This is a genomic window from Massilia sp. IC2-477 (assembly GCF_020707265.1).
In the GTDB taxonomy this organism is placed as follows: Bacteria; Pseudomonadota; Gammaproteobacteria; order Burkholderiales; family Burkholderiaceae_D; genus Telluria.
Map to the genome: position 1 here is coordinate 25,960 of NZ_JAJFEQ010000017.1, position 24,584 is coordinate 50,543.

The 24,584-nt window shown below is 66.6% G+C and carries 23 protein-coding genes; 11 read left to right on the forward strand and 12 right to left on the reverse strand.

The genetic code is table 11. From position 1 onward, the window contains the following. Positions 1–154 precede the first annotated feature (154 nt). On the forward strand, positions 155–943 hold the full coding sequence (locus tag LK542_RS23420; protein WP_227813802.1) for a hypothetical protein: 789 nt from the start codon (positions 155–157) through the stop codon (positions 941–943). A 163-nt stretch (positions 944–1,106) separates the two neighbouring features. Continuing rightward, complete coding sequence (locus tag LK542_RS23425) at positions 1,107–3,989, forward strand: EAL domain-containing protein (protein ID WP_227813835.1); 2,883 nt, start codon at positions 1,107–1,109, stop codon at positions 3,987–3,989. Between the two features lie 14 nt (positions 3,990–4,003). Here the strand turns inward: LK542_RS23425 and LK542_RS23430 are convergent, their stop codons facing one another. The 3 genes from LK542_RS23430 to LK542_RS23440 form a co-directional block, all read right to left on the reverse strand. Next, positions 4,004–4,375, reverse strand: coding sequence for a DUF4124 domain-containing protein (locus tag LK542_RS23430; RefSeq protein ID WP_227813803.1), 372 nt, complete (start codon positions 4,373–4,375; stop codon positions 4,004–4,006). Between the two features lie 96 nt (positions 4,376–4,471). Continuing rightward, positions 4,472–4,846 (reverse strand): RidA family protein, encoded by a 375-nt coding sequence (locus tag LK542_RS23435; protein ID WP_227813804.1) that lies wholly within the window; start codon positions 4,844–4,846, stop codon positions 4,472–4,474. Continuing rightward, positions 4,846–5,823: a threo-3-hydroxy-L-aspartate ammonia-lyase gene (locus tag LK542_RS23440; protein ID WP_227813805.1), complete on the reverse strand. Its 978-nt coding sequence runs from the start codon at positions 5,821–5,823 to the stop codon at positions 4,846–4,848. The genes LK542_RS23435 and LK542_RS23440 overlap by 1 nt, the downstream gene beginning before the upstream one ends. Before the next feature lie 146 nt (positions 5,824–5,969). Here LK542_RS23440 and LK542_RS23445 point away from each other — a divergent pair, with 146 nt between their 5' ends. From LK542_RS23445 to LK542_RS23455, 3 genes are read left to right on the forward strand one after another with little or no spacing between them, the layout of a single operon-like run. Beyond that, positions 5,970–6,509, forward strand: a complete 540-nt coding sequence (locus LK542_RS23445) for a GbsR/MarR family transcriptional regulator (RefSeq protein ID WP_227813806.1) — start codon at positions 5,970–5,972, stop codon at positions 6,507–6,509. Then, complete coding sequence (locus tag LK542_RS24915) at positions 6,506–6,919, forward strand: DUF393 domain-containing protein (protein WP_307728996.1); 414 nt, start codon at positions 6,506–6,508, stop codon at positions 6,917–6,919. Before LK542_RS23445 ends, LK542_RS24915 begins: the two co-directional genes overlap by 4 nt. A gap of 10 nt (positions 6,920–6,929) precedes the next feature. Beyond that, positions 6,930–8,360, forward strand: a complete 1,431-nt coding sequence (locus LK542_RS23455; RefSeq protein WP_307728997.1) for a TIGR01777 family oxidoreductase — start codon at positions 6,930–6,932, stop codon at positions 8,358–8,360. Here the strand turns inward: LK542_RS23455 and LK542_RS23460 are convergent. From LK542_RS23460 to ompR, 3 genes are read right to left on the reverse strand one after another with little or no spacing between them, the layout of a single operon-like run. Beyond that, entirely contained in the window at positions 8,335–8,940 is a 606-nt protein-coding gene (locus LK542_RS23460; protein WP_227813807.1) for a class I SAM-dependent methyltransferase, read from the reverse strand. The genes LK542_RS23455 and LK542_RS23460 overlap by 26 nt on opposite strands. Positions 8,941–8,950: 10 nt before the next feature. Continuing rightward, entirely contained in the window at positions 8,951–10,318 is a 1,368-nt protein-coding gene (locus LK542_RS23465) for an ATP-binding protein (RefSeq protein ID WP_227803416.1), read from the reverse strand. Next, entirely contained in the window at positions 10,318–11,019 is a 702-nt protein-coding gene (gene ompR / locus LK542_RS23470) for a two-component system response regulator OmpR (protein WP_051306146.1), read from the reverse strand. The genes LK542_RS23465 and ompR overlap by 1 nt, the downstream gene beginning before the upstream one ends. A gap of 274 nt (positions 11,020–11,293) precedes the next feature. Between ompR and LK542_RS23475 the strand changes: the two genes are divergently transcribed. Together LK542_RS23475 and LK542_RS23480 are read left to right on the forward strand one after the other, a co-directional pair. Continuing rightward, positions 11,294–11,683 carry a hypothetical protein gene (locus LK542_RS23475; protein WP_227803415.1) on the forward strand — a complete coding sequence of 130 codons (390 nt, stop codon included), beginning with the start codon at positions 11,294–11,296 and terminating at the stop codon, positions 11,681–11,683. A gap of 165 nt (positions 11,684–11,848) precedes the next feature. Further along, a complete protein-coding gene (locus tag LK542_RS23480) occupies positions 11,849–13,768 on the forward strand; it encodes a flagellar assembly protein A (RefSeq protein WP_227813808.1) in 1,920 nt (639 codons plus the stop codon). Here the strand turns inward: LK542_RS23480 and LK542_RS23485 are convergent. Together LK542_RS23485 and LK542_RS23490 are read right to left on the reverse strand one after the other, a co-directional pair. Next, positions 13,765–14,265 (reverse strand): nuclear transport factor 2 family protein, encoded by a 501-nt coding sequence (locus tag LK542_RS23485; RefSeq protein WP_227813809.1) that lies wholly within the window; start codon positions 14,263–14,265, stop codon positions 13,765–13,767. The genes LK542_RS23480 and LK542_RS23485 overlap by 4 nt on opposite strands. A gap of 70 nt (positions 14,266–14,335) precedes the next feature. Continuing rightward, positions 14,336–15,145 carry a DUF817 domain-containing protein gene (locus LK542_RS23490; RefSeq protein ID WP_227813837.1) on the reverse strand — a complete coding sequence of 270 codons (810 nt, stop codon included), beginning with the start codon at positions 15,143–15,145 and terminating at the stop codon, positions 14,336–14,338. 209 nt (positions 15,146–15,354) lie between these two features. Here LK542_RS23490 and LK542_RS23495 point away from each other — a divergent pair, with 209 nt between their 5' ends. The 4 genes from LK542_RS23495 to LK542_RS23510 all read left to right on the forward strand — a co-directional run bounded on the left by LK542_RS23495 (position 15,355) and on the right by LK542_RS23510 (position 20,006). Further along, positions 15,355–18,258, forward strand: a complete 2,904-nt coding sequence (locus LK542_RS23495) for a PAS domain-containing protein (RefSeq protein WP_227813810.1) — start codon at positions 15,355–15,357, stop codon at positions 18,256–18,258. Positions 18,259–18,284: 26 nt separating this feature from the next. Then, the gene (locus LK542_RS23500) at positions 18,285–18,911 is read left to right on the forward strand and encodes an NUDIX hydrolase (protein WP_227813811.1); all 627 of its coding nucleotides are present in this window, start codon (positions 18,285–18,287) and stop codon (positions 18,909–18,911) included. An 85-nt stretch (positions 18,912–18,996) separates the two neighbouring features. After that, a complete protein-coding gene (locus LK542_RS23505; RefSeq protein WP_227813812.1) occupies positions 18,997–19,467 on the forward strand; it encodes a hypothetical protein in 471 nt (156 codons plus the stop codon). 71 nt (positions 19,468–19,538) lie between these two features. Next, a complete protein-coding gene (locus tag LK542_RS23510; RefSeq protein ID WP_227803409.1) occupies positions 19,539–20,006 on the forward strand; it encodes a chemotaxis protein CheW in 468 nt (155 codons plus the stop codon). 4 nt (positions 20,007–20,010) lie between these two features. Here the strand turns inward: LK542_RS23510 and LK542_RS23515 are convergent, their stop codons facing one another. The 4 genes from LK542_RS23515 to LK542_RS23530 form a co-directional block, all read right to left on the reverse strand. Then, a complete protein-coding gene (locus LK542_RS23515; protein ID WP_227803408.1) occupies positions 20,011–21,990 on the reverse strand; it encodes an ATP-binding cassette domain-containing protein in 1,980 nt (659 codons plus the stop codon). 123 nt (positions 21,991–22,113) lie between these two features. Continuing rightward, complete coding sequence (prmB, locus tag LK542_RS23520) at positions 22,114–23,004, reverse strand: 50S ribosomal protein L3 N(5)-glutamine methyltransferase (protein ID WP_227813813.1); 891 nt, start codon at positions 23,002–23,004, stop codon at positions 22,114–22,116. A gap of 22 nt (positions 23,005–23,026) precedes the next feature. After that, entirely contained in the window at positions 23,027–24,163 is a 1,137-nt protein-coding gene (gene dapE, locus LK542_RS23525) for a succinyl-diaminopimelate desuccinylase (protein WP_227813814.1), read from the reverse strand. Continuing rightward, on the reverse strand, positions 24,160–24,519 hold the full coding sequence (locus tag LK542_RS23530) for an ArsC family reductase (RefSeq protein WP_227813815.1): 360 nt from the start codon (positions 24,517–24,519) through the stop codon (positions 24,160–24,162). Before LK542_RS23530 ends, dapE begins: the two co-directional genes overlap by 4 nt. Between the last annotated feature and the right edge of the window lie 65 nt (positions 24,520–24,584).

The window sequence follows — 24,584 nt, forward strand, 5'->3', positions numbered from 1 at the left end:
TACGAGCGTGCTCCAGTTGTAGGACTAGTCTTTCAGTTCTGTAGGACAAATAGAGGCAAGAAAGCACTTCAGCTCAGCAATTAGATTGTTGCTGAACAGATTGATAATTTGATTCAGACAAGTTCTGTTTCACAATCTCAATCCGGAGTTCTTCATGTCGCTATTCGATCCAGTCGTGTCTCACCCCGCCGGCAACTCGGCACGCCTTGCTCGTGAAGCGCGTGCCGCAGCGCGCTTCATCGAGCGCCTGCCGTTCACCGTTCGCCGGGTGGAAACCGAGGCCGACCTGCTCAAGGCCGTCAACATCCGCCACGCCGCCTACGCGCGCCATGTGCCGGAATTCGCGCGCTCGCTGGCCCTGCCCGAAGCGGCCGACTATGAAGACGACAGCATCGTGCTGCTGGCCGAGTCGAAGCTGGACGGCACGCCGATCGGCAGCACGCGTATCCGCACCAACCTGCATCGTCCACTGGGCGTCGAGGAATCGGTCGCATTGCCGGACTGGCTGCAGGGCCGCCGCCTGGTCGAAGCGACGCGCCTGGGCATCGACGAGGGCCGGGTCGGCCGCGTGGTCAAGCTGGCGCTGATCAAGGCCTGCTTCATGTACTGCGAAGACAATGCCATCGATTATTCAGTGGCCACCGGCCGCCCGCCGGTCGACCGCCAATATGAACAGCTGTTGTTTGCCGACGTGTTCCCGGGGCAGGGCGCGATCCCGCTGCGCCATGTCGGCAACCTGCCGCACCGCGTCATGGCCTTCGAGATCGGCAGTTTCGAGCAGCGCTACCGCGACGCCGGCCATCCGCTGGTCAAGTTCTTCTTCGATACCCATCACCCGGATATCGATGTCGGACCGGCGACCCCGCCGCTCCTGGCCAGGATCGCGTATGCGAGGCAAATAAAGAATTTGGCGTTGCAGCCGCGCGAATTCGTGGCCATCTGACCAAATATTGCATGACGGCATCACTTTAAAGCTGTATCCTTGCGCCTTGATGCGCCCGCCTTTGCGGCTGGCGCTTCCGACCGCATCGATCCAGCCTATGCCCATTCCAACACCACAACGTCGTTCTTCGCTCCTGGCCGCCGCACACGCGGTGGTGGAGCAGGTGTTGAAGTTGTTCTCGTATTACCTGATTCCGCTCGGGATCGGGCTCGTTTCCCTGATCGCACTGGTGTTCTGGCACGACCAGTACCGCACCGTCGGCGACGTGCCGCTGTCGATGCACGTCACTGTCCAGCAGGAAGCGAATCTCGGCCCCGGCGCCGCGCTGGCGCGCGCCCGCGCGGCCGGCCTCGTCACCTCCCATGACACCCGCCTGTCCGAAGACCCGGTCTGGTTCGTCTTCGAGCCGATGCCGCGCGCAGGCAGCCAGGTGATCGAATTCCCGTCGCGCCATGCGATCGACGTGGCCTGCTGGGATGCCGTCAGCCTGGCGCCGCTGGGCGCCGCCATCCGTGGGTCCGGCACCGGATCGATCGAAGGGTCCAAGGCCGGCTTTGCCCTGAAGCTGGCACAGTTGCCGACCGAACTGCTGTGCCGGGCAAGCTTTGCCGGTCCGGCGCGCCTGTCGGTGCTGCAATGGCCGGCCGACCAGTACGAGCTGTCGGTCGAGCAGTACCACCGCAAGTCGGGCCTGCTCGACGGCGGCATGGTGGTGCTGGCCATCTTCATCCTGATCACGGCCCTGATCAACCGCCAGCCGATGTACGTGCTGTTCGCTGGCTGGCTGGTGCTGAACCTGCGCGTGGCCGCGCTGTCGGCCGGCTGGGACATCCAGTGGCTGGGCCAGACCATTCCTTCCGACTGGCTGCTGCTGAGCCGTTCGGTGGGCATCACACTGTACGGCATCGCCACCCTGACCCTGTACCAGGCGCTGCTGAAGGAAAACATTGCGGCGCTGCGCTACGTGCTGCCGTTCCGCGTCATGCAGTGGCTGTGCATGCCGATGCTGGCCGCCGCCATCCTGCTGCCTTACGGCATGTACCTGCCGCTGCTGTGGGGCATCACCGTGTGCTGCCTGTCGGTGATGACGGTGGGCCTGTTCAAGATCATCGCGGAATCGCGCAACCGCGTTGCGTCCTGGTTTGCCGCCTCGTTCGCGGTCAGCTTCCTGGCCACCATCGCCGAGGTCGCCTCGGCGGCGCTTGGCATGCGCGAGCTGCTGGGCGTGATCAACAGCGTCACCGCCGCGCTGGCTTCGAGCCTGCTGGCGGCGCTGGCCGTGGCCGAGCAGATGCGGGTCGAGACCGTGCAGCGCGAGGAAGCCCAGCAGCAGCTGGAGCACGCCTACCAGGCCATGCCGGTGGGCCTGTTCACGCTCGACATGGTCGGTCACTTCCTGAGCGTCAATCCGGCGCTGCAAAAGATGCTGGGCATTGCCAGCTTCGTGCCGGGCCGCACCGCGTGGCGCCAGTTCTTCACCGAAAGCACCTGGACCGAACTGCACGAGCAGGTGCATGCGAAGGCCGAGGCCGAGATGGAGCTGACCAGCCGCGACGGCAGCCAGCGCTTCCTGGTCAGCGCCACGCTGGCGCGTTCCCGCATCGAGGGCGTGCTGCAGGACACCACCGAGAAACACAAGGCCACCGAGCAGCTGCAGTTCATGGCCAACAACGACCCGCTGACCAAGGTCTTCAACCGCCGCGGCATCGAGCGCGAGTTCGCGCTGGCTGCCGGCGGCATGGGCGCAGGCAAGCCGATGGCCCTGGCCTACGTCGACCTCGACCGCTTCAAGCTGATCAACGACCTGTTCGGCCACGCCGCCGGCGACGAAGTGCTCAAGCAGGTGTGCGAGCGCATGGCCACCATGCTGGCCGGCGGCCAGCAGATTGGCCGCGTGGGCGGCGACGAATTCGTGGTCCTGATGCCGGAAACGGCGATCCCGCTGGCCTCGATCATCTGCCGCGGCATCGTCGACCGCCTCGGCAATACGCCCTACCGCGTGGGCGACAAGGCCTTCCACGTGCGCGGTTCGGTCGGCCTGATCGAAGTCACGCCGGGCATGGCCATGAAGGATGCGGTCTCGACCGCCGACCGTGCCTGCCGCGAAGCCAAGCAAGGTGCAGGCGAGGGCCTGGTGGTGTACGAGCGCGGCGCCGAAGCCTTCCGCCAGCGCGCGGCCGAGCTCGACATGGTGGCGCGCCTCTCCGGCCCGAACGCCACCGATGGCCTGCTGCTCGAGATGCAGCCGATCATGTCCCTGGCCAGCCCGCGCGAATCGCTGAACTTCGAAGTGCTGCTGCGCATGCGCGAGCCGGATGGCCGCGTGGTGCCGGCAGGCGCCGTGATCTCGGCGGCCGAGAAGAGCGGACGCGCGAGCATGATCGACCGCTGGGTGCTGAACACCACGCTGGCCTGGATCGCCGAGCACGCCGAGCAACTGGTCAATACCCGCTTCGTGTGCATGAACCTGTCGGGCGCCTCGCTCAACGACGAGCGTTTCGTGCAGGACACCTTCGACATCTTGGGGCGCTACGTGCACGTGGCCAGCCGCCTGTGCCTGGAGATCACCGAGAGCGTCGCCCTGCACGACCTCAACAACACGCGCCGCTTCATCGACCAGGTGCGCAGCTTCGGCGTGAAAGTGGCGCTGGACGACTTCGGGGCAGGCTACACCTCGTTCTCTTACCTGAAGGAACTGCCGGCCGACGTGCTCAAGATCGACGGTAATTTCATCGTGAACATCAATGCGCACCCGGCCAATGTTGCGATCGTGGAAGCGATCGTCAGCCTGGCAGGCAACCTGGGCATGAAGACGATCGCGGAATGGGCTGAAGACGCGGCCACCGTGCAGACGCTGGCGGAGATCGGCGTGGATTACGTGCAGGGCTGGGCCGTGGCCCGCTCGCAGCCGCCGGAACGCATGCTGGAAGCGCGCTCGGCTGCGGACTTCATCACGCATCCGGATGTGCTGGAACTGCTCAGGCTGCTGGAGTCGCCGTCACAGCTGCATCTGGCGAGTGTGACGCGCTTGCGGGACGTGCACTGAAAAGCCGGGCGCGCTTAGTCCAGCGTCGCCAGGGTGCGCCTGGCCCCCGCATCCATCAACAGGAACTGCGCCCGCGCTGCCTTGAGCGTGGCTACGTCGCGCATCATCGGCTTGGCCTTGACGCGCGGTAGCAGCTGGCGGCGCTGGACGGGTGGCGGCGGCAGGGTGCCATGTTCGGTGGCAAGTGGGTACGGGTCTGCGCGCGTAATGCCTTCGTCCGCCGGCGAACTCGCCAGGCGCACCATGGTCGTGCCGCTGTCGCAGGGCTGGTCGGTCAGGGTGACGCGGCCGGCGCCATCAACGCATTTGACGATGTCCGAACCGGCATGGGCAACAGGCGCGGCCATTGCCGCGATGAGGATGCTGAGACAGAGGTGACGCTTCATGGTCGACTCCTTGTACTGGAGCCTCCATTGTCCGAATTCGTCTTACACGCTTCTGTTCGCTGCCTCACGCGTGCGCGCCATGCGCACGCGAATCTCTCAGCCGTGCGGCCTTTCCGCCACCAGCTGCACTTCCACCAGGAAACCGTAATGCAGGCCAGGGACCGGCACCACGGCGCGCGCCGGCCGGTGCTCGCCGAACACGCCGGCATACGCGGTATTGAACGCAGGCCACAACTCGACGTCCGCCAGGTAGGCCGTGCATTGCACCACGTCATTCAAGCCGCAGCCGGCCGTGCGCAGGATCTTTTGGCACTGGTCGAATACCGAAGCGCACTGGGCCTCGAACGAGGCATCGGCCAGCTCGCGCGCCGGCAGCACGCCCGACACGAAGACCAGGCCGCCGCGTGTGACGACGGCCTGCGAATAATGCCCGGCAGGCGCAGGCAGCTCGGGCGACTGGATGAAGTCCATCAGGCGTCCAGGGTCTGCATCAGTTCGGCGAAGCGCGACAGGTCGACGTTGCCGCCGCTGATCAGGATGCCGACGCGCTTGCCCTTGACGTCCACCACGCCGTGCAGGGCCGCAGCCGCCGCCAGGCAGCCGGTCGGCTCGACCAACATCTTCATGCGCTCGGCAAAGAAGGCCATGGTCTGCACCAGCTGGGTGTCGCTGACGGTAACGATGTCGTCCACGGCGCGGCGGATGACGTCGAAGTTGTGTTCGCCGATGTGGGTCACCATGGCGCCGTCAGCGATGGTCTTGGGCACGGCGATGTGCACGATTTCACCCTTGCGCAATGACTGCTGGCCATCGTTGCCGGCTTCCGGCTCGACGCCGATCACCTTGCAATTCGGCGACAGTGCGCGCGCGGCCAGTGCGCAGCCGGCCAGCAGGCCGCCGCCGCCCAGGCACACCAGCAGGATGTCGAGCTCGCCGACTTCCTCGAACAGTTCCTTGGCTGCCGTGCCCTGGCCGGCGATTACGTCGGGATGGTCGTAGGGCGGAATCAGGGTCATGCCGCGCTCTTCCGAGAGGCGGCGTCCGATCTCTTCGCGATTCTCGGTATAGCGGTCGTAGGTGATGACTTCGCCGCCGTATTCCTTGGTCGCCTTGACCTTCAGGGCCGGCGCGTCCTGCGGCATGATGATGGTCGACTTGATGCCGGCCAGCTTCGCCGACAGGGCAATCGCCTGCGCGTGGTTGCCCGACGAAAAGGTCAGCACGCCGGCGGCGCGCTGGGCATCGTCGAACTTCGCGATCGCGTTATAGGCGCCGCGGAACTTGAACGCACCCATGCGCTGGTAGTTCTCGCACTTGAAGAACAGCGTGCCGCCGGACAGTTTGTTGGCCGTGGTCGAGGTCAGTACCGGCGTGCGGTGCGCAGCGCCAAGGAGGCGCTCGGCGGCCAGTTCGACGTCACGGTAGGAGAGGGCGGCGGATTGGGTCATGGCGGGCTCGCGAAAGTCGAAAGCCGACAGTATAGCGAACCGCGGGACGCCCACGGTCCATCCTCCCCGCATGGAATCAAACGCGCGCTTGCGTTTTTCTTCATTTTGTTCTTTAATTTCTGTAATCACAGAAATAAGAGAAAATCATGAGCCTGAGTCCGACGGCACAGAAATTCGTCCTGCACTGGGGCGAAATGGGCACCCGCTGGGGCGTCAACCGCACCGTGGCGCAGATCCATGCGCTGCTCTATCTGGCCGAGCGCCCCCTGACCGCCGACGACATCGTCGACACGCTCGGCGTAGCGCGCTCCAACGTCAGCAACAGCCTCAAGGAGCTGCAGAGCTGGAAGCTGGTGCGCGTGACCCACGTGCTGGGCGACCGGCGAGACCATTTCCAGGCCCTGCAGGACGTGTGGGAAATCTTCCGGGTCATCCTGGAAGAGAGGAAGCGCCGCGAAATCGATCCTACCCTGAGCGTGCTGCGCGAGTGCGCCATCGAAGGCGAAGAAGACAAGGAACTCGATGGCGCGACCCTGGCGCGCATGCAGACCGTGCTCGAGTTCCTCGAGATGCTCAGCACCACCTTCCAGGACTACCAGCACCTGCCGCCGCAGACCCTGCAGCGCATGCTTGCGATGGGCGGCACGCTGGCGCGCTTCCTCCCGGCCGGCAAGGAAAAGCCATGAGCGACCTGACCCTCTATTACGACGGCCGTTGCCCCTTCTGCGTGGGCAGCATGCGCCGGCTGCACGACTGGGACCGTAAGCGGCAACTCGCCTTCGTCGACATCGCGCAGCCCGGCTTCGACCCCTCGCCGCTGGGCGCCGATATGGCGGCGCTGAACCGCGAACTGCACGGCATGACCCGCGCGGGGGAGGTCCTGGTCGGCATCGACTGCATGCTCGCCGCCTATACCCTCGCCGGGCGCGGCTGGATGGTGTGGCCGCTGCGCGTGCGCGCGCTGCGTCCGCTGCTTGCCAGCGCCTACCGCTGGTTCGCGCGCCACCGCTATGCGATCTCGCGTCGCCTGGGCCTGCGCCTGCCGGCCAGGTGCGAGGACGGTGTGTGCAGCGTCGGCAATCCATTCATGAAATAATAGGAACACGATGAACGACAATGCGCTACGCAGCTGGACCATCCGCTGGCTGTACGCGGTCGCCGCAGGGCACGTACTGGTCGGGGCGCTGCTGCCGTGGTTTGCCGGCGCCCAGGTCTTCGGCGCCTACCACGGCGGCATCGAGAACGCCTTCTGGCAGGCCGGCGCGCCGCTCGAGGCGCGTGGCTTGCAGGTATGGTGGATCTCGCTGTTCGGGCCGACCGTGCAGCTGATGGCGCTGTTCATGATCGCCCTGATCCACCTGGCGGACCGCCTGCGCCAGCCGCAGGTCTGGCTGTGGATGGCGGCCGGGCTGCTGCTGTGGGCGCCGCAGGACATCCTGGTCTCGCTGCGCGCAAATGTGTGGCCGCACCTGTGGATCGACCTGTTCGCGCTGCTGGTGCTGGTGCCGCCGCTCCTGTACTTGTGGCAGCGTGACCGGGCCGGCCGCAAGGATGCCACGGAAGTGGTGACCTCCTTCGACACGCAAAAGCGCACCGTGCTGGTGACCGGCGCCACCGGCTTCATCGGGCAGAACCTGGTGCGCGCGCTGCTGCGTGACGGTCACGAGGTGATTGCGCTGAGCCGGCAGCCTAGGCAGGCCGCGTGGACTTTCGATGGCCAGGTGCGCTGCATCGCGTCCATGGACGCGCTATCGCCGGCCACCCGCGTCGACGTCGTCATTAACCTGGCGGGCGCGCGCATCCTCGGTCCACGCTGGAGCGCGGCGCGCAAGGAAGCGCTGCGCCGCAGCCGCGTCACGCTCACGCGCCAGCTCGTCGGCTGGATTTCTAGCGCGGAGCACAAGCCCTTCCTGCTCTTGAACGCTTCCGCGATCGGCTACTACGGCGTCCAGAAGATCGGCGACGCGACCGAGCTCGATGAGGCCGCGCCGCCGCAGCCGGTGTTCATGTCCGACCTGTGCCGCGAGTGGGAAGAGGCGGCGGGCGAGGCGACCCACTATGGCGTGCAGGTCGAATGCATGCGCTTTGGACTGGTGCTCGGCAAGGGCGGCGCGCTGCCCATGATGCTGCTGCCGATCCTGCTGGGTGTCGGCGGCAGGCTGGGAAGCGGGCGCCAGTGGCTGTCGTGGATCCATGTGGACGACGCGCTGCATGCCATCGCCCATCGCTGGCGCCGGGCGCTCGTGGACACGGCGGTGGCGGAGGCGGGCGCCACCAATTTCACCGCGCCCGAATCCGTCACCCAGGCGGAATTCAGCCGCATCGCGGCGCGTACCTGGCGCCGCCCCAGCTTCCTGCCCACGCCCGGCTGGCTGATGCGCCTGGCGCTGGGCGAGCAGGCCGACCTGCTGCTGGAGGGCCAGCGTGTGGTGCCGCGCCGGCTGGAGTGCGAAGGTTTCGTGTTCCGCTATCCGACGCTGGCGTCGGCCCTGCAAAGCCTCAGGCAGGCGCCTAGAGAGGCAGCCGCTGGACGATGAGATAGACGTGCTTCTGCGGGTACTGGTCGAATTCCAGGTGCCGCAGCGCACATCCGGCAGCGGCGAGCAGCGCGAGCAGGCCGGGAATCCCGAGCGTGCTGTAGCGAAGCGGCGGGCCCATGCTCGCGTCCACGTGTTCGCCCGGCGCGTCCAGTCCGCCGGCGCTGAAGATCATGACGCCGCCATCGTCCAGCGCTCCCAGCAGCTTCTCCATCAGCGGGCGCTGCTGGTTAAGACCCACGTGCCAGATGCTGTCCCAAGCGCTGATGAAGCGGTAGGTACGCGCCGGCTGCCAGTCGCAGAGGTCGGCCTGGTGCAGCACGATGTCGGGATCGGCTTCTGCCGCCAGCGCCAGCATGCGCGCCGATAGATCGATGCCTTCGAGCTGCAGGCCATGCAGGCGCATCGCGGCGTTGAAGCGGGTATTGCAGCCGCAGCCCGCATTCAGCGCCCAGCCGCCGACAGCTTGGTTGAGGAAGGCGAGGGCGCGTTCGTGCTGCGCCAAGCCGTTGAGCGGGTCAAAGGCCGCGTCGAGCCAGCGCTCGGCAAGCAGGTCGTAGGCGGCGGCAGTGTCGCTCATCGCGGCAGGCTTACCCGGCCAGCGGCAAGGCCAGTTGCAGCAGCAGGCCGCCGCCTTCGCGGTTGCTGACCGTGAGCTCGGCATTGTGGCGGGTAAGCACGCGCTCGACGATCGCCAGGCCGAGGCCCGCGCCATTCGCCTGGCCGCGCGCGCTGTCCAGACGCGTGAAGGGTTTCAGCAGCTGGTTGATCTGGTCTTCCGGCACACCCACGCCGTGGTCGCAGATCTCGATCACCGCGCGCCGTCCGTGGCCGGTCGCCTTGACCCGCAACACGATCGCGATCTCGGTGTAGTCCTGGCCAGGGGTCTTGCCGTACTTGCGGGCGTTCTCGATGATGTTGTTGACCACGCGCCGCAGGTCGGTCGCGTTGCCCATCACGTGCACGCCCGGCATCAGGTCGACCTGCACCCGCAGGTCGCGGATGCGGCCCGCTTCGCGCCCGACCTCGGACAGCATCTCGGATAGATTCACCGCGACAAAGGTGGCGGCGTCGGTCGGCTTGGCGTAGTCGAGGAACTGGCCGATGATGGCGTCCATCTGGTTGATGTCCGACTGGATGCCTTCGCGCGCATCCTGCGGCAAATGCGCCATCTCGACTTCGAGCTGCATGCGCGCCAGCGGCGTACGCAGGTCGTGCGAGATGCCGGCCAGGATCACGGCGCGGTCCTTCTCGACCTGGGCCAGGTCTTCGACCATCTGGTTGAAGCTGCGGTTGGCCTCGATGATCTCCTGCGAGCCTTTTTCGGGCAGTGGCGCGGGCTTTTCGCCCTTGGCGATCGCGCGCGCCGCGGCCGTCAGGCGCGCCAGCGGACGGTTGACGAGCGAGGAGATGAAGGCGGCGCCGATCAGGGACAGCAGGCCGACCAGCGTGGCCCAGCCGAGCCACTGCACTCCCGATGGGGAAAGGCGCTCGCGCTCGAGCATCAGCCAGTATTCGTCTTCGTCGATGTTGAAGCTGATGTAGAAGCCCGGCACCCCGTTCACGCCGCTCGAGAAGCGGGTCTGCTTGCCCAGCCGCTCGCGCACGATGGCCGAGATCTCCGGCATCAGGGGATTGGTGGGCGGCTCGACCAGGTCGTCCTCGTTCTTCGTCAGGACGCGGATGCCTTCGTTGAGGACCAGTTCGAGCAGCAGTTCGCGCCGTTGCGCGGGCGCCGAGTGGACCAGGGCGGCGCGGGTAATGGTGACCGCCGATATCGCCAGTTGGGCGGTTTGTTCCACCTGCGGGCCGCGCTGGAACGCGCTGATGATGCCGATCCACGAGCCCATCGAGGCCGCGGTGAGCAGCGACATGAGCAGGAAGGTGCGCCAGAACAGACCGCTGCGGTACCAGGCGAAACGCGCGGCGCGGCGCGCCGCCGAGAACGGGGCAAACACTAGCGCGGCTGTCCTTCAGGGATGAACACGTAGCCCAGGCCCCAGACGGTCTGGATGTACAGCGGGCTCGAAGGATCGGGCTCGATCAGCTTGCGCAGGCGCGAGATCTGCACGTCCAGCGAGCGGTCGAACACTTCGTATTCGCGGCCGCGTGCGAGCTCCATCAGCTTTTCGCGCGAGAGCGGCTGGCGCGCATGGCGCGCGAACACTTTCAGCACCGAGAATTCGCCGGTGGTCAGGGGCACGGTCTCGCCGTTCTTCTTGAGCGTGCGGGTGCCCAGGTCGAGCACGAAGTCGCCGAACTCGAAGGTCTGCGGGGTTTCGCTCGGTGCGCCCGGAATCTCGTCCGGGCCCTTGCGGCGCAGGACCGCGCCGATGCGCGCCACCAGTTCGCGCGGGTTGAAAGGCTTGGGCAGGTAGTCGTCGGCGCCCATCTCGAGGCCGACGATGCGGTCCACGTCCTCGCCCTTGGCGGTCAGCATGATGATCGGGGTCTGGTCGCCGGCGCCGCGCAGGCGGCGGCAGATCGACAGGCCGTCTTCTCCGGGGAGCATCAGGTCCAGCACCAGCAGGTCGTAGCGCTCGCGCAGCCACAGCTTGTTCATGGCCGGCGCGCTTTCCGCCGTCACTACCTGGAAGCCCTGTTCGGTGAGGTAGCGGCGCAGCAGATCGCGCAGGCGCACGTCGTCGTCCACGACCATGATCTTGGCGGAATGGCCGCCCTGGTTACCCGGAGTGCCGTTGCCGGCGGTGCCTGTGTTGTTCGTCGCGTTCATATGAAATCCAGAATTGTCAGAAGCATGTCGCTATGGTAACGTCTTATTAGTTGAACATCTCGTTCTGATGGCTCAGCCATTACATTGTGTTACAAACTTTACCCAATCGGTCTTACTCCCCGGACGGTATGCACATACACTGGCGGCAAGTGGAAATCACAGCTTATCTGTTTATATGGCATCACGGAAGAGGGACACCATGAACAACGTGCTTACCAAAAACCAGGCAGTAAACGACCGGCTGGCGCGTTTCGTCAGGCACGGTGTCGTGGCATGCATGCTGGCCTGCACCGCCGCCGGTGCCATGGCAGCCGGACAGGATCGTGGTCCGCGTCGCGACGAGATGCAGCAGCAATCGATGCGCGAGCGTTTCGACAGCCGTGCGCAGGAGCCGCGCTACGACCAGCGCGCCTACGAGATGCAGATGCGCGAGGAAGCCATGCGCCGTGACGAACAGACTCGTATCGAGCGACAGCAGCGCGAGGAAAACCGCCGCGGCGGCCGCATGACGCCCGACGAGCGCCGCGACCTGCGCCGCCAGATCAACGAGGCGGGCGTGGACCTGTACCCGAACGCACGCCGCCGCTGAGCCCGGCGAGCCTCACACCACATCGACGGCGCCTGCGGGCGCCGTTGTCGTTGACACCCTGCTTCCCCGAACTAGGTTTCTTTAAAGAAATCTTGTTGCCATATGTTTATTTGCGTGGCGCAACATGCTATCTTAATGCACACTGATTAATCGGGAGAGTGTGCCGTGTCCAACTCCGTCGTACCCAGCGCTGCGCCGACGCCGCCGGCACGTGCTGTCGCGCCCGGCGCCGATGGCCCCATCGTTCGCCAGCCCGACGGCGTGTATTGCGACGCTGCGGCCCTCGGTCCCGCGCTGGTGGCGGCGGTGGACAGCATCCTGCTCAGGAACCAGTACTTCGTCGGACTCGACTACCCGGTCATGATCAAGGCCTTGTTCGGCCATGGTCCCGAGCTGCCGCGCAATGCGCGCGGCGAGACCGTGGTGCGCCTGGCCGATGACATCCAGCCTTTCGATCCCGTGCGCCGCAGCCTGTACCGCGCGGTGAAGATCGCCGACGGCCAGGCCGAATACTATTTCGAGCCCGTGTTCCTGCTGGACGCCGAAGGCGTCGAGCAGCCGACCCGGCTCGACATCGATGAATTCATCGCCGACATGTGGATGAAGGGCATCCGCTTCGGCATCGATGTCGAGGCGGTGACGGGCGCGATCACGTCAAATGCCGCCGGCCGCATGACGGTCGCGCGCCGGCTGCCGCCGCGTCCCGGCCAGGATGCGAGCGTGGTCGAGGTATCGAACGAATTGCACCGCAGCGACGCCCCGCGCCAGCTCGCCAACGGCAAGCTCGACCTGATGAGCTTCCAGAACCGCTTCCCGCAGGTCCAGCGCGGCGTGCGCCTGCTGCAGAAGCTCCCGCGCGTGCAGGGCGAGCCCGGCTTCGACCTCTCCGGCATCGCGCTGGCGCCGGAGATTCCCGCCGACCTCGAGCTGAACGAGTGGAGCGGTCCCGGGACCGTCGTCGACCGCATCGCCGAGGGCGAGTTCGTGACCGCGATCCAGGATGGTTTCCTGAACGTCGAAGGCAACCGGCTGTCGGTGGGCGACAAGATCGTCAGCCACGACGGCGTCAGCGCCAGGACCACCGGCAACCTGCAGCTCGAGGGCGATTACGAGGAGTTCGGCGAGGTCCAGGAAAACCGCGTGGTCGAGGGCGAGAGCATCACCGTGCATGCCGACGTGTTCGGCAACGTGGTCTCGCGCGGCGGCGTGGTGCGCCTGAACCGCAACCTGATCGGCGGCAGCGCGCGCAATGCCGACGGCCCCATCATCGTGGCCGGTGTCGCTTCAAGCGCCACCATCCAGAGCGCGAACGGCGAGGTGAGCCTGCAGCGCGCCGAGAACTGCACCATCTCCGGTACCCGGGTCAAGGTGGAAGCGGCGGTCAACTGCGACATCATCGCCGACGTGGTCGAACTCGGCCAGGCCGAAGGCTGCGCCATCGCCGCCAAGCGCATCGCCATCGAGTGCGCCGCGCCGCGTGGGCACAGCGAGATGCGGGTCTTCGTGCTGCGTCCCGACTGCACCCGCATCGACGCGGCGATCGGGATGATCCACGAGCGCGTCGGCCAGTTCGGCCAGCTGGTCGAGCAGCGCCGCGCTGCAATGGCGGCGCTGGCGGCGCAGCCCGAGGTGGCCAGCTACGTGAAGCTGGCGGGGCGCGTGCGCAAGGGCGAACTGGTGCTCACGCCCGAGCAGCAGCCGGCCTTCAAGAAGCTGACGGCGAGCGCCGCGCCGGCGCTCAAGCAGATGTCGCAGCTGTCGCAGGACATCAAGAATATCGAAGCCGAGCAGCAATCCGGCACGGCCTTGCTGGCGCGCCTGGAAAAGCAGCGTGCGGAGCACAGCGGCGCGGTGAGCGTGTCGATCGGGCAGGTCAGCGGCGACGTCACGGTGCGCGCGCTGAACGTCGAGCCGGATACCGCGGCGGCCGAACGCAGCAGCATCCACAACCTGCCGCCGCGCGAGATCAAGGCGCGGCTGCGCGACGCCAGCGGCGCCGAGCTGCTGTTTGCCGGCAGCACGGGCAGCTTCAGCTGGTCGACCCTGGACGCCGCCGCGGCCGCGTCGGATCCGCCCGCAGCCTAGTCGCAGGAACAGCTGTCCTGCGCCGGCCTGATCGCGGTGGCCTGGTGGAAGCTGTTCTTCCAGCCGTCCGGCTGGCGCACCCAGACATGCACGTAACGCCCGCGGAAGGGCCTGGCGGAGGCGCCAACTTGCTGCGAGCGGAAGATGCCGGTGGACAGGGCCGTGGTTCCGCCGTCGAGCAGTTGCACCTCGTTCGATTCGATCTCGTACACTCGAAAGCGGAAGGCGTCGCGCTCCAGCGCCGTCATCAGCTCGGTCTTGCTGCGCACCCGGCCGCGGCTGTCGATGTGGTGGTACTGGCGGTCCATCAGGTGCAGCAGGGTGGCGACGTCGCGCTGCAGGATGGCGCGGGCGCGCTGGCGTTCCAGCCCGGCCAGCATGGCCTCGACATCGACCTCGCCGGCCGCGATCGCCCGTTCGCTCTGGTAGCCGGTGGCGTGCAGCGGCAGCGCCGGCAGCAGGGCGGATACCAGGAGGGCAAGGAAGAGCGGCTTCATGGCGGTTCCTTCAATCAAGCGGACGCAAGCGTGCTGGCGCCATGATAGCCTGCACACTGCAAATGTGGCGCTAGGCGCGCGCGACGTGGATCTTTTGCTTGATGTGCTTGAGGTTCGCCACGATGGTGAAGGTCATGATGACCAGCAGCGACCACGAACTCCACTTGCTGACGTGCACGACCGACCAGGCGCCCAGCTGGTTCGGATAGCGCCACACGCCCCAGAAGGTGCCGATGTTCTCGGCCAGCCAGATGAAGAAGCCGATCAGTACGAAGGAGAGCAGCAGCGGCATCTTGCGGTCGCGGTCGAGCGGCCGGAACACCACCGTGGTGCGCGAGTACAAGCCGAGCGCGCAGGCGGCCAGGTACCAGCGGTAGTCGCCGATGTAGTGGTGGGTGAAGAAGTTCAGGTAGATCAGGATCGCGATCGTCCACGCCATCCAGTGCGGCGGATGGTGGCGGATGCGCAGGTCGAACAGGCGCCAGGCCTGCACGATATAGCTGCCGATGGCGGCGTACATGAAGCCCGAGAATAGCGGCACGCCGATCACCTTTGTGTAGGCAAAATCCGGATAGCTCCACGACTGGATCGCGCCCGAGACCTTGAAGGCCTCGAGCGCGAAGCCGATCGCGTGGAACAGGCAGATCGCCTTGAGTTCGTCCATCGTCTCCAGTCCCGAGCGCACCATCCACAGCTGGATTGCCAGCGCCACCAGCAGCAACAGGTCGTAGCGCGGCACGCCGAACACGCCGCCGCGCGGGGTGAGCATCATGGCGGCGAAGAACAGGCCGACGAACAGGCAGGCGCGCGCGTTCTTGAAACCGAAGTACAGGAACTCGACCAGTGGGCGGCGCCACCCGGCAAGCCGGCGTGGCCGCATGTCGAGCAGGACGTTGTCGAGCGCAAGAGTGATGGGGGCGGAACCGGGCGTCTTGTTCATATTGTCGTTCGGTCAGGTAGCTTCGCCGATCTTGTCATAGAAGCCCCGATGAATCAATGCAGGGGCGCATGTTAGTGCCACAAGGTAAGGGAACCATGCGGGAATAGACCTCGGTAGAATGGCTACTGCCTCCATCATTTCGACCGGCCATGGACCTTTCCGACCCCAGTTTCCGCGCACTGTTCGACGCATCGCCGAATTTTTACCTGGTTCTCGACCGGAAGCTGCACATCGTCACGGCCAATCGGGCCTACCTGGCCTCCACCCGCCGCACACTCGACGACATCGTCGGACGCTGGGCCTGGGATGCCTTCCCGACCGACCGGGACACCCTGCGACAGGCGGTCGCTTCCTTCCAACGGGTGCTGGACACCGGCCAGCCGGACACCATGGCACTGCTGCGTTTCGACATTCCCCGTCCGGAGCAGGAGGGCGGCGGCTTCGAGACGCGCTACTGGACCATTAACCATACGCCCGTACTTGGCCCATCGGGCGAAGTCGAGATGGTGCTGCAGAACCCGATCGATGTCACCGAGGTCCAGCTGTTGCGCCAGCAGGCCGGAGCCGTCGAAGGGGAGCAGGCGGCGATGCTTGCAAAACAGGCCGGCCTGATCGACCGCGCCCGCCATGCCTATGAAGCGAATCTGCACCTGCAAGCCGATGTCGCGCGGCTGGAGTCCTTGTTCCTCAAGGCGCCGAGCTTCATGGCGGTGCTGAAAGGCCCTTTGCACGTGTTCGAGTTCGTCAACGAGGCCATGGTCGAGATGCTCGGGCCGCGCGACTACATCGGCCGCTCGGTGCGCGAGGCGCTGGCCGAGCTGGCGGACCAACGCCTGTTCGAAGTACTCGATACGGTGTATGCAACGGGCAGGGAATACCTGGCCTACGACATTCCGATCCAGGTGCGTCGCGTCGCGGCCGGCGAATTGGAACGGCGCTATATCAACGTGATCTACCAGCCGATCCGCGAGGACGGCGAAGTCGCCGGTATCTTCGCGGTCGGCACCGACGTCACCGAGCAGCACCTGGCGCGCCGCATGGTCGAACGGCAGGTGGAGCAGCTGACGCTCATCGAGCGCCAGCAGGCTTTCCAGCTGACCCTGGGCGACAGCCTGCGGCAGCTGGCCGGCGTCGAGGAGATCGTCGGCGTCGCCAGCGCGGCGCTGGGCGAGACGCTGGGCCTGGCGCGCGTGCTGTTCGCCGAGGTATCCGAGCCGGGTGGCGCCGTCACCGTGCGGCGCGACTGGTGCCGCGCCGGCGTGGCCAGTGTCGCGGGCATCGTCACCACCCTTGGTGCGTTCGGGCAGGACATCGCAGGGGAACTGCGGGACGGCCGCGACGTCATGGTGGCCGACGCAGCCCAGGATCCGCGCACGCGCGCCGACCTGGCCGCGTATGAAGCGATCGGCGTGCGCGCGCACCTGACCCTGCCGCTGCTGAAGGCCGGGGCGCTGCGCATCGTGCTGAGCATGCACAGCGATGTGCCGCGCGTCTGGACCGAGGACGAGGTGCATATGGCGCGCGACATGGCGGAGCGCACCTGGGCCGCAGTCGAAACCGCCGCGGCCCAGGCCGCGCTCCGTTCTGAGCGCGACCAGTCCCAATACATCTTCGACACCATGACCGAAGGTTTCGGCCTGATCGACCCCTCCTGGAAGGTGACGCGCATGAACGCCACCGGGCTGCAGATGATCCAGCGCGAGGCGGACCAGATTGTCGGGCATGACCATTGGGAGGCCTTCCCGGAGGCGGTCGGCAGCGACATCGAGCGCATCTGTCGCGGTGTCATGGCGACGCGCGTGGCCGGCAGCGTCGAATACGCCTATCCGCTGCCTCACGGTGGACATCTGTGGATGGATGTGCGGGTGTATCCTGCGCTCGACGGCGGGCTGGCGATCTTCTTCCGCGACATCACCAGGCGCCGCAACGCCCAGGAGCAACTGCGCCTGGAAGCCCAGCGCAAGGACGAGTTCCTGGCCATGCTGGCGCACGAGCTGCGCAACCCGCTGGCGCCGATCGGCGCGGCGGCCGAACTGCTGGCGCTGGGGCGCCTGGACGCCGAGGGCGTGCGCCGCACCAGCGCCATCGTGGCGCGCCAGGTCGGCCACATGACGAGCCTGATCAACGACCTGCTGGACGTCTCGCGGGTGACGCGCGGGCTGGTGGCGCTCGACTGCGCCCCGGTCGACGCCCGGCTGGCCGTGGCCGACGCGGTGGAGCAGGTGCGCCCGCTGGTCGAAGCGCGCCGCCACCGGCTCGAGGTGCACCTGGCGCCGGACGACGCGACCGTCGAGGGCGACCGCAAGCGCCTGGTGCAGGTGCTGGCCAACCTGCTGAACAACGCCGCCAAGTACACGCCGGACGGCGGCCGCATCGTGGTGCGGATGGAGGTCGAGGACGGGCGCGTGCTGCTCGAGGTGATCGACAACGGCATCGGCATGACGCAGGACGTGCAGCGCGGCGTGTTCGGCCTGTTCACCCAGGCCGAGCGCACCTCGGACCGCTCGCAGGGCGGACTCGGGATCGGCCTGGCCCTGGTCAAGAGCCTGGTCGAGCTGCACCGCGGCACGGTGGCGGTGCACAGCGAGGGGCCGGGGCAGGGCAGCCGCTTCACCGTGTCGCTGCCGCGCATGCCGGCGGCGGCGCGCGCGCAGGACGAGGACAGCAGCCCGCAGGGCCTGGCGGCGGCGGGCGGCGGGCGCCGCGTGCTGGTGGTCGACGACAATGTCGATGCGGCCGAGCTGCTGGGGATGATGCTGGAAGGGGCGGGCCACCAGGTGCACATCGAGCACCATTCGCACAGCGCGCTCGACTACGTCGAGGGTGCGGAGCGCGCGCCCGACGCCTGCATCCTCGACATCGGCCTGCCGGTCATGGACGGCAACGAGCTGGCACGCCGGCTGCGCGCGCTGCCGCAGATGCGCGGCGCACTGCTGGTGGCCGTCACCGGTTACGGGCGGGCCCAGGACCGCGAGGCCGCGCTGGCGGCGGGCTTCGACCAGCACCTGGTGAAACCGGTCGACATCCACGAGCTCCTGGCCTTGCTCGCGTGAGCGGACAGCTGCCGTAGAATGCCGGGATGACAAGCTTTCACCCGAAACCCGACGAACACGGCGAGCGCCTGGCCCTCCATGCTCCCAGCCAGGCCACAAGTCTCGACAGCTGGACCGACCCGGCCCGCACGGCCACCGTGCTGCCCGCCGGCCCGCTGCCCGCAAGCCTGAACGGCATCGCCTTCCAGCCCTGGCGCGCGGCCCCGCGCATGGATGCCGGCTGGGCGCGGCTGGCGGGCCAGCAAGGCTTCGAGGAGCCGCCCTTCGTGCCGGCGCCGGGCAAGCGGGTGGCGGCGGGTGTCGTCATCCTCGAGGACGACGGGCGGATCTGGGTGGTGCACCCCTCGAACGCCTTCGGCGGCTATCCGGCCACCTTCCCGAAGGGGACGGTGGATGCGGGCATGCCGCTACCGGCCACGGCAATTCGCGAAGCCTGGGAAGAGAGCGGCCTGCGGGTAGTCTTGACCGGCTTCCTGGCCGACCTCACGCGCAGCCGCAGCCGGACCCGCTACTACCTGGGCCGGCGCGTGGGCGGCTGCCCCTCCGACATGGGCTGGGAGAGCCAGGCGGTGTCGCTGGTGCCGCGCGCGCAGCTGGGCAAGTTGCTGGTCAACCCGAACGATGCGCCGCTGGTGGCCATGCTGCGCTCCTGACTCCGGCCGGACGCTTCCAGAAAACCGAAGCATGGCGTGCCCGGCCTGGCGTACAGTCAGCAGGTGTCCAATCTGGAGATAGCATATGTATATCGAGCGGATTTACTTCGACGAGGTGTTCGACGTCCAGGCCGCGCGCGGCGACTTCAGTTTCCGCTCGCAGGGCCACCCGCAGTATGGCGTCAACCTGGGCAACCGCGTGGTCCCCCGGGCCGGATCCACGTATGCCGTCGCCTTCGGCAAACCGGGCGACTGGAGCATCGTGTTGGGCAGCCGCGACCTGGCTTCGTCCGTGGTCTTCAGGCAGCTCACCTGGAGCGCACTCCTGATCCAAGTCCTGGATTTCTTCCTGTTCGGCCCGCTGTTCGTGATCGGCAGCCTGCTGCTGGGCGGCTCCTGGCTGGCTGCGGTCGCCACCGCGCTGTTCCTGATGGCGCTGGCGTACGTCGTGCTGCGCGCCGTGCGGGACGACCGTGCGGTCACGCGGGCCCTGCTGGCCGTCGGACAGGACGAGCATCGGGACAAGGACGGTGCAGACCTGCATTGCACCGTGTAACAGTTGACTACAGTCAACCGTTCGCGGGGAGCTCGCCCTTAGGATAGATGGTGCCGATGAAAGGAACCACCATGTCCCAGCCACTCTCCCAGCTCCCCACCGCCCGGCAGTATCTGTGTTTCACCCTGGGCGGCGTCGAATACGGACTCGATTACGCCGCGGTGCAGGAACTGAAGGTCTATCGCTCGCTCGAGCGTTTTTCCAGCGACGGCGAGATCATCGGCGGGGTGGCGCTGTCGCGCGGGGTGATCATGCCGGTGATGGACTTGCGGGCCGCGTTCGCGCCCGGTCTGTCGCTGCCCGCACCGGACACCGACGTGGTCATCGTGCGGGTGGCGGCCGGGGTGGTGGGGGTGGTGGTGGAACGCGTGACCGGGGTGGTGCGCCTGCGCCCGGACCAGGTGGCGCCGCTGCCCGGCGCCAGGGGCGAGGCCGACTACCTGATCGGCCTCGGACTGGCCAAGGGCCGGCGCCTGATCCTGCTCGACATCGAGCGCCTGATGTCGCTGGCGCCCGCCGAGCCGCGCCAGGTGGCGTGATGCCTTAGGCGGCCAGCCCTTCGAGCTGCTCCTGCAGCTCCAGCCATTCCGACTCCAGCTGCTCCAGGTCGCGCGAGGCAAAGGCCTGGTCGGCCACCAGGGTCTTGAGCTGTTCCTTGTTTTCCGCCTCGTAGATGCTCGGCTCCAGCAGCCGGGCGTCGATGTCCGCCTTCTTCGCGTTCAGCTTGGCCATCTGCTCTTCCAGGCGCTTGACGCGGTTCTCGAGGGGTTTGCGCAGCGCGGCCAGGCGCTGGCGCTCTTCCGCTTCCAGCTTCTTTTGTTCCTTGCGGTCGACCGGGGCTGCGACCGGCGTGGCGGCCTTGCTCTCCTTCGAGGCGGAAGGCAGGGGCAAGGTAGCGGTGCCCTTGCCGAGCTTGGTCTGGAACAGCCACTCCTTGTAGTCGTCCAGGTCGCCATCAAACGGCTGCAGCTTGCCGTCGGCGACGATGATGAATTCGTCGGTGGTCGCGCGCAGCAGGTGGCGATCGTGGGAGACCAGTACCACGGTCCCCTCGAACTGCGCCAGCGCCATGGTCAGCGCCTCGCGCGTCTCGAGGTCGAGGTGGTTGGTCGGTTCGTCCAGCAGCAGCAGGTTCGGGCGCTGCCACACGATCAGGGCCAGCGCCAGGCGCGCCTTCTCGCCGCCCGAGAAGGGCGCGATCGGGCTGGTCACCATATCGCCCGGGAAGTTGAAGCCGCCGAGGAAGTTGCGCAGCTCCTGCTCGCGCACGTTGGGCGCGATCTTCAGCAGGTGCCACAGCGGCGACTCGTCGTGGCGCAGCATCTCGACCTGGTGCTGGGCAAAGTAGCCGATCGACAGGCCCTTGCCCAGGGTAGCCGTGCCCTCCAGCGGCGTCAAGTCGCCGGCGACGGTCTTGATCAGGGTGGACTTACCGGCGCCGTTCACGCCCAGCAGGCCAATGCGCTGGCCGATCTGGAGCGAGAAGTTCACCCGCTTGACGATCGGCTTGCCGCCGACCTTGTCGCCATGCTCGTCCAGCAGCGGGTAGCCGGCATCGACGTCTTCCAGCACCAGCAGCGGATTCGGGGCGGACAGCGGCTCGCGGAACTCGAAGGAGAATTCGGCGGCGGCGCGCAGCGGCGCCAGTTCTTCCATCTTGGCCAGCGCCTTCATGCGGCTCTGGGCCTGGCGCGCCTTGGTGGCCTTGGCCTTGAAGCGGTCGACGAAAGACTGCAGGTGAGCGCGCTGGCGCTGCTGCTTTTCAAAGGCCGCTGCGGCCAGCACCAGGGCTGCCGCGCGCTGGCGCTCGAAACCGCTGTAGTTGCCGCTGTAGCGCTTCAGCTTGCGCTCGTCGATGTGCACGATGACGTTCACGATCTCGTCGAGGAAGTCGCGGTCGTGCGAGATGATGATCAGGGTGCCCGGATAACGTTTGAGCCAATCCTCCAGCCAGATGATCGCGTCCAGGTCCAGGTGGTTGGTCGGCTCGTCCAGCAGCAATAAATCGGAAGGGCACATCAGCGCCTGCGCCAGGTTCAGGCGCATGCGCCAGCCGCCCGAGAAGCTCGCCACCGGCTGCTGCATCTGCTCCAGCGAGAAACCAAGACCCAGCAGCAGCTGCTCGCCGCGCGACTGCACGGTGTAGGCATCGGCATCGGCCAATGCGCTGTGCAGCTCGCCCAGGCGCATGCCGTGGGCGTCGGCATCCGGGTGCGCTTCCAGTTCGTCCAGCTCGGCCTGCAGGCGGCGCAGGTTGGCGTCGCCGTCGATGGCATATTCCAGCGCCGGACGGTCCAGCGCCGGGGTCTCCTGCGCGACGTAGGCCATGCGCCACTTGGCGGGGAAGTCGATCGCTCCCTGGTCGGGGTGCAATTCGTTCCGCAGCATGGCAAACAGGCTCGATTTGCCGGCGCCGTTGGCGCCGATCAGGCCGATCTTGTCGCCCGGGTTGAGGGTAAGGTCGGCGTCTTCGAGCAGCGGCTTGGTGCCGCGCATCAGGCTGACGTTCTGGAAGCGGATCATTGCGGGTTTCTGATGTTGGGTAGGGTGGTCGGCTCCGCCGACCGCGCGTTCAACTTGCGGATGCGCTGTGGCTGCGCGCGATGTTGTCGAACGCGCGGTCGGACAAGCCGACCACCCTACGGATTACTGCGATTGAAGTTGTTCGGCGGTCAGCAGGAACACGGCGTCGTCGCCGGCGCTGGTGGTGAGCCAGGTCAGGCCGAGGTGGCCGAAGGCGGCTTCCGCGTAGTCGCGTTCGTTGCCGATCTCGACCACCAGGATGCCTTCCGGCGTCAGGCGTTCGGCCGCGCCTTCCACGATCTTGCGCACAAGGTCCATGCCGTCCTCGCCGCCGGCCAGGGCGATCTGCGGCTCGCGCAGGTATTCCGGCGGCAGCTTGCCCATCGAGACGCTGTTCACGTAGGGCGGGTTGGTCACGATCAGGTCATAGCGCTTGAACGGCACGTGCTCGTAAAGGTCCGACTCGATCGGGTTCACGCGGCCGCCAAGCTTGTATTCGCGGATGTTGTGCTCAGCCACGGCCAGCGCGTCCTTCGAGATGTCGACCGCGTCGACCACGGCGTTCGGGAAGGCGTCCGCCATCATGATCGCCAGGCAGCCGCTGCCGGTGCACAGTTCCAGCACGTTTTCCACGGCGTCCGGATCCTGCACCCAGGGTGCGAAAGTCTGCGGGATCAGTTCGGCGATGAAGGAACGCGGCACCAGCACGCGCTCGTCGACGTAGAAGCGGTATTCGCCCAGCCAGGCTTCCTTGGTGATGTAGGCAGCCGGGACGCGCTCGGTGACGCGGCGTTCGATCACTTCCATCACCTGGATCACTTCCTCGGGCAGCAGCCTGGCGTCCAGGAAGGGATCGAGGCGGTCCAGCGGCAGCTTGAGGGTATGCAGGACCAGGTAGGCCGCTTCGTCGAAGGCTTCGGCGCTGCCGTGGCCGAAGAACAGCTTGGCCCCGTTGAAGCGGGTGATCGCATAGCGCAGCAGGTCGCGCGGCGTGCTGAAAGTGGTGTTGGTCATGGCCTTCTCCCGGAGTGTTCTGTTACTGGGCCAGCAGCTGTTCCAGCGTGCGGCGGTAGATGTTCTTGAGGGGATCGATGTAGCGCAGCTCGATGTGTTCGTCGATCTTGTGGATGCTGGCGTTCGGAGGCCCGAATTCTATCACCTGCGGGCAGATGCGGGCGATGAAGCGGCCGTCCGAGGTCCCGCCGGTGGTCGACAGTTCGGTCTGCACGCCCAGCTCGTCGAAGATCGCGCTGCACAGCGTGTCCGAGAGCAGGCCTTTCGGGGTCAGGAAGGGCTGGCCCGACAGGGTCCACTGCAGTTCGTAATCCAGGCCGTGGCGGTCGAGGATGGCGTGCACCCGCGCTTCCAGGCCGTCGGCAGTGCTGGCGGTCGAGAAGCGGAAGTTGAAGTCGAGCGTGAGGTGGCCCGGAATCACGTTGGTGGCGCCGGTGCCGGACTGGATGTTCGAGATCTGCCAGCTGGTAGGCAGGTAGTATTCGTTGCCTTCGTCCCAGACTTCGGCCGCCAGTTCCGCCAGCGCAGGCGCGGCCTGGTGGATCGGGTTGCGCGCCAGGTGCGGATAGGCGATGTGGCCCTGGATGCCCTTGATGACCAGGTGGCCGGACAGTGAGCCGCGCCGACCGTTCTTGATCATGTCGCCCAGCACGTGGCTCGAGGTCGGTTCGCCGACGACGCAATAGTCGAGGGTCTCGCCGCGTTCTTCCAGGCGTTCGCACACCACCACGGTGCCGTCGACCGCCGGGCCTTCCTCGTCGCTGGTGATGAGGAAGGCGATCGACCCTTTATGGTCCGGGTGGGCGGCGATGAATTCCTCGCAGGCGACCACCATGGCCGCGATCGAGGTCTTCATGTCCGAGGCGCCGCGGCCGTACAGCTTGCCGTCACGGCGGGTGGGGGTGAAGGGGCTCGATGCCCATTGATGCTCCGGACCGGAAGGCACCACGTCGGTGTGGCCGGCAAACACGAACACCGGCGAGGTCGTGCCCTTGCGCGCCCACAGGTTGGTGACGCCGTTCGATTCGATGGTCTCGCAGATGAAACCCAGTGGCGCCAGCAGTTCCTTCAGACGCTGCTGGCAGCCCTTGTCGTGCGGGGTGATGGAATCGAGGGCGATCAGCTCTTCGGTGAGCAGCAGGGTACGCGATGGTTTCATGCAGCGTCCTTGAACTTGGCGGCATAGGCGTCGGCCGAGAAGCCGACCGACACCGGGCCCACACCCTGCAATACCGGCCGCTTGATGACGGACGGGTTTTCCAGCATCAGCTCGAGCGCGCTGGCCTTGTCTGCTACCAGCGCCTTGCGTTCGTCGCTCAGATTGCGCCAGGTCGTGCCCTTGCGGTTGACCAGGGTCTCCCAGTCGAGCTGCTCGAGCCAGCCGGCGACCAGCTCGCGCGTCAATCCCTGTTTCTTGAAGTCATGGAACGTGAAATCGTGGCCGTTCTCCGCCAGCCAGGTGCGGGCTTTCTTGACGGTGTCGCAGTTGGGGATGCCGAAGAGGGTCGTAGTCATGGAGCGTCGGTTCTTGCACCCGCGTGGTGCGGGTGTCTATTGAATTTAAGAAACGCGCGAGGATA

Coding starts and splice junctions, on each gene's coding strand:
- LK542_RS23475 (WP_227803415.1), top strand. CDS start 11,294: ATGAACAACGTGCTTACCAAAAACCAGGCAGTAAACGACCGGCTGGCG.
- LK542_RS23530 (WP_227813815.1), bottom strand. CDS start 24,519: ATGACTACGACCCTCTTCGGCATCCCCAACTGCGACACCGTCAAGAAA.
- LK542_RS23515 (WP_227803408.1), bottom strand. CDS start 21,990: ATGATCCGCTTCCAGAACGTCAGCCTGATGCGCGGCACCAAGCCGCTG.
- LK542_RS23505 (WP_227813812.1), top strand. CDS start 18,997: ATGTATATCGAGCGGATTTACTTCGACGAGGTGTTCGACGTCCAGGCC.
- LK542_RS23420 (WP_227813802.1), top strand. CDS start 155: ATGTCGCTATTCGATCCAGTCGTGTCTCACCCCGCCGGCAACTCGGCA.
- LK542_RS23510 (WP_227803409.1), top strand. CDS start 19,539: ATGTCCCAGCCACTCTCCCAGCTCCCCACCGCCCGGCAGTATCTGTGT.
- LK542_RS23440 (WP_227813805.1), bottom strand. CDS start 5,823: ATGACCCAATCCGCCGCCCTCTCCTACCGTGACGTCGAACTGGCCGCC.
- LK542_RS23460 (WP_227813807.1), bottom strand. CDS start 8,940: ATGAGCGACACTGCCGCCGCCTACGACCTGCTTGCCGAGCGCTGGCTC.
- LK542_RS23455 (WP_307728997.1), top strand. CDS start 6,930: ATGAACGACAATGCGCTACGCAGCTGGACCATCCGCTGGCTGTACGCG.
- LK542_RS23485 (WP_227813809.1), bottom strand. CDS start 14,265: ATGAAGCCGCTCTTCCTTGCCCTCCTGGTATCCGCCCTGCTGCCGGCG.
- LK542_RS23495 (WP_227813810.1), top strand. CDS start 15,355: ATGGACCTTTCCGACCCCAGTTTCCGCGCACTGTTCGACGCATCGCCG.
- LK542_RS23490 (WP_227813837.1), bottom strand. CDS start 15,145: ATGCGGCCACGCCGGCTTGCCGGGTGGCGCCGCCCACTGGTCGAGTTC.
- dapE (WP_227813814.1), bottom strand. CDS start 24,163: ATGAAACCATCGCGTACCCTGCTGCTCACCGAAGAGCTGATCGCCCTC.
- LK542_RS23445 (WP_227813806.1), top strand. CDS start 5,970: ATGAGCCTGAGTCCGACGGCACAGAAATTCGTCCTGCACTGGGGCGAA.
- LK542_RS23430 (WP_227813803.1), bottom strand. CDS start 4,375: ATGAAGCGTCACCTCTGTCTCAGCATCCTCATCGCGGCAATGGCCGCG.
- LK542_RS24915 (WP_307728996.1), top strand. CDS start 6,506: ATGAGCGACCTGACCCTCTATTACGACGGCCGTTGCCCCTTCTGCGTG.
- LK542_RS23500 (WP_227813811.1), top strand. CDS start 18,285: ATGACAAGCTTTCACCCGAAACCCGACGAACACGGCGAGCGCCTGGCC.
- ompR (WP_051306146.1), bottom strand. CDS start 11,019: ATGGTCGTGGACGACGACGTGCGCCTGCGCGATCTGCTGCGCCGCTAC.
- prmB (WP_227813813.1), bottom strand. CDS start 23,004: ATGACCAACACCACTTTCAGCACGCCGCGCGACCTGCTGCGCTATGCG.
- LK542_RS23435 (WP_227813804.1), bottom strand. CDS start 4,846: ATGGACTTCATCCAGTCGCCCGAGCTGCCTGCGCCTGCCGGGCATTAT.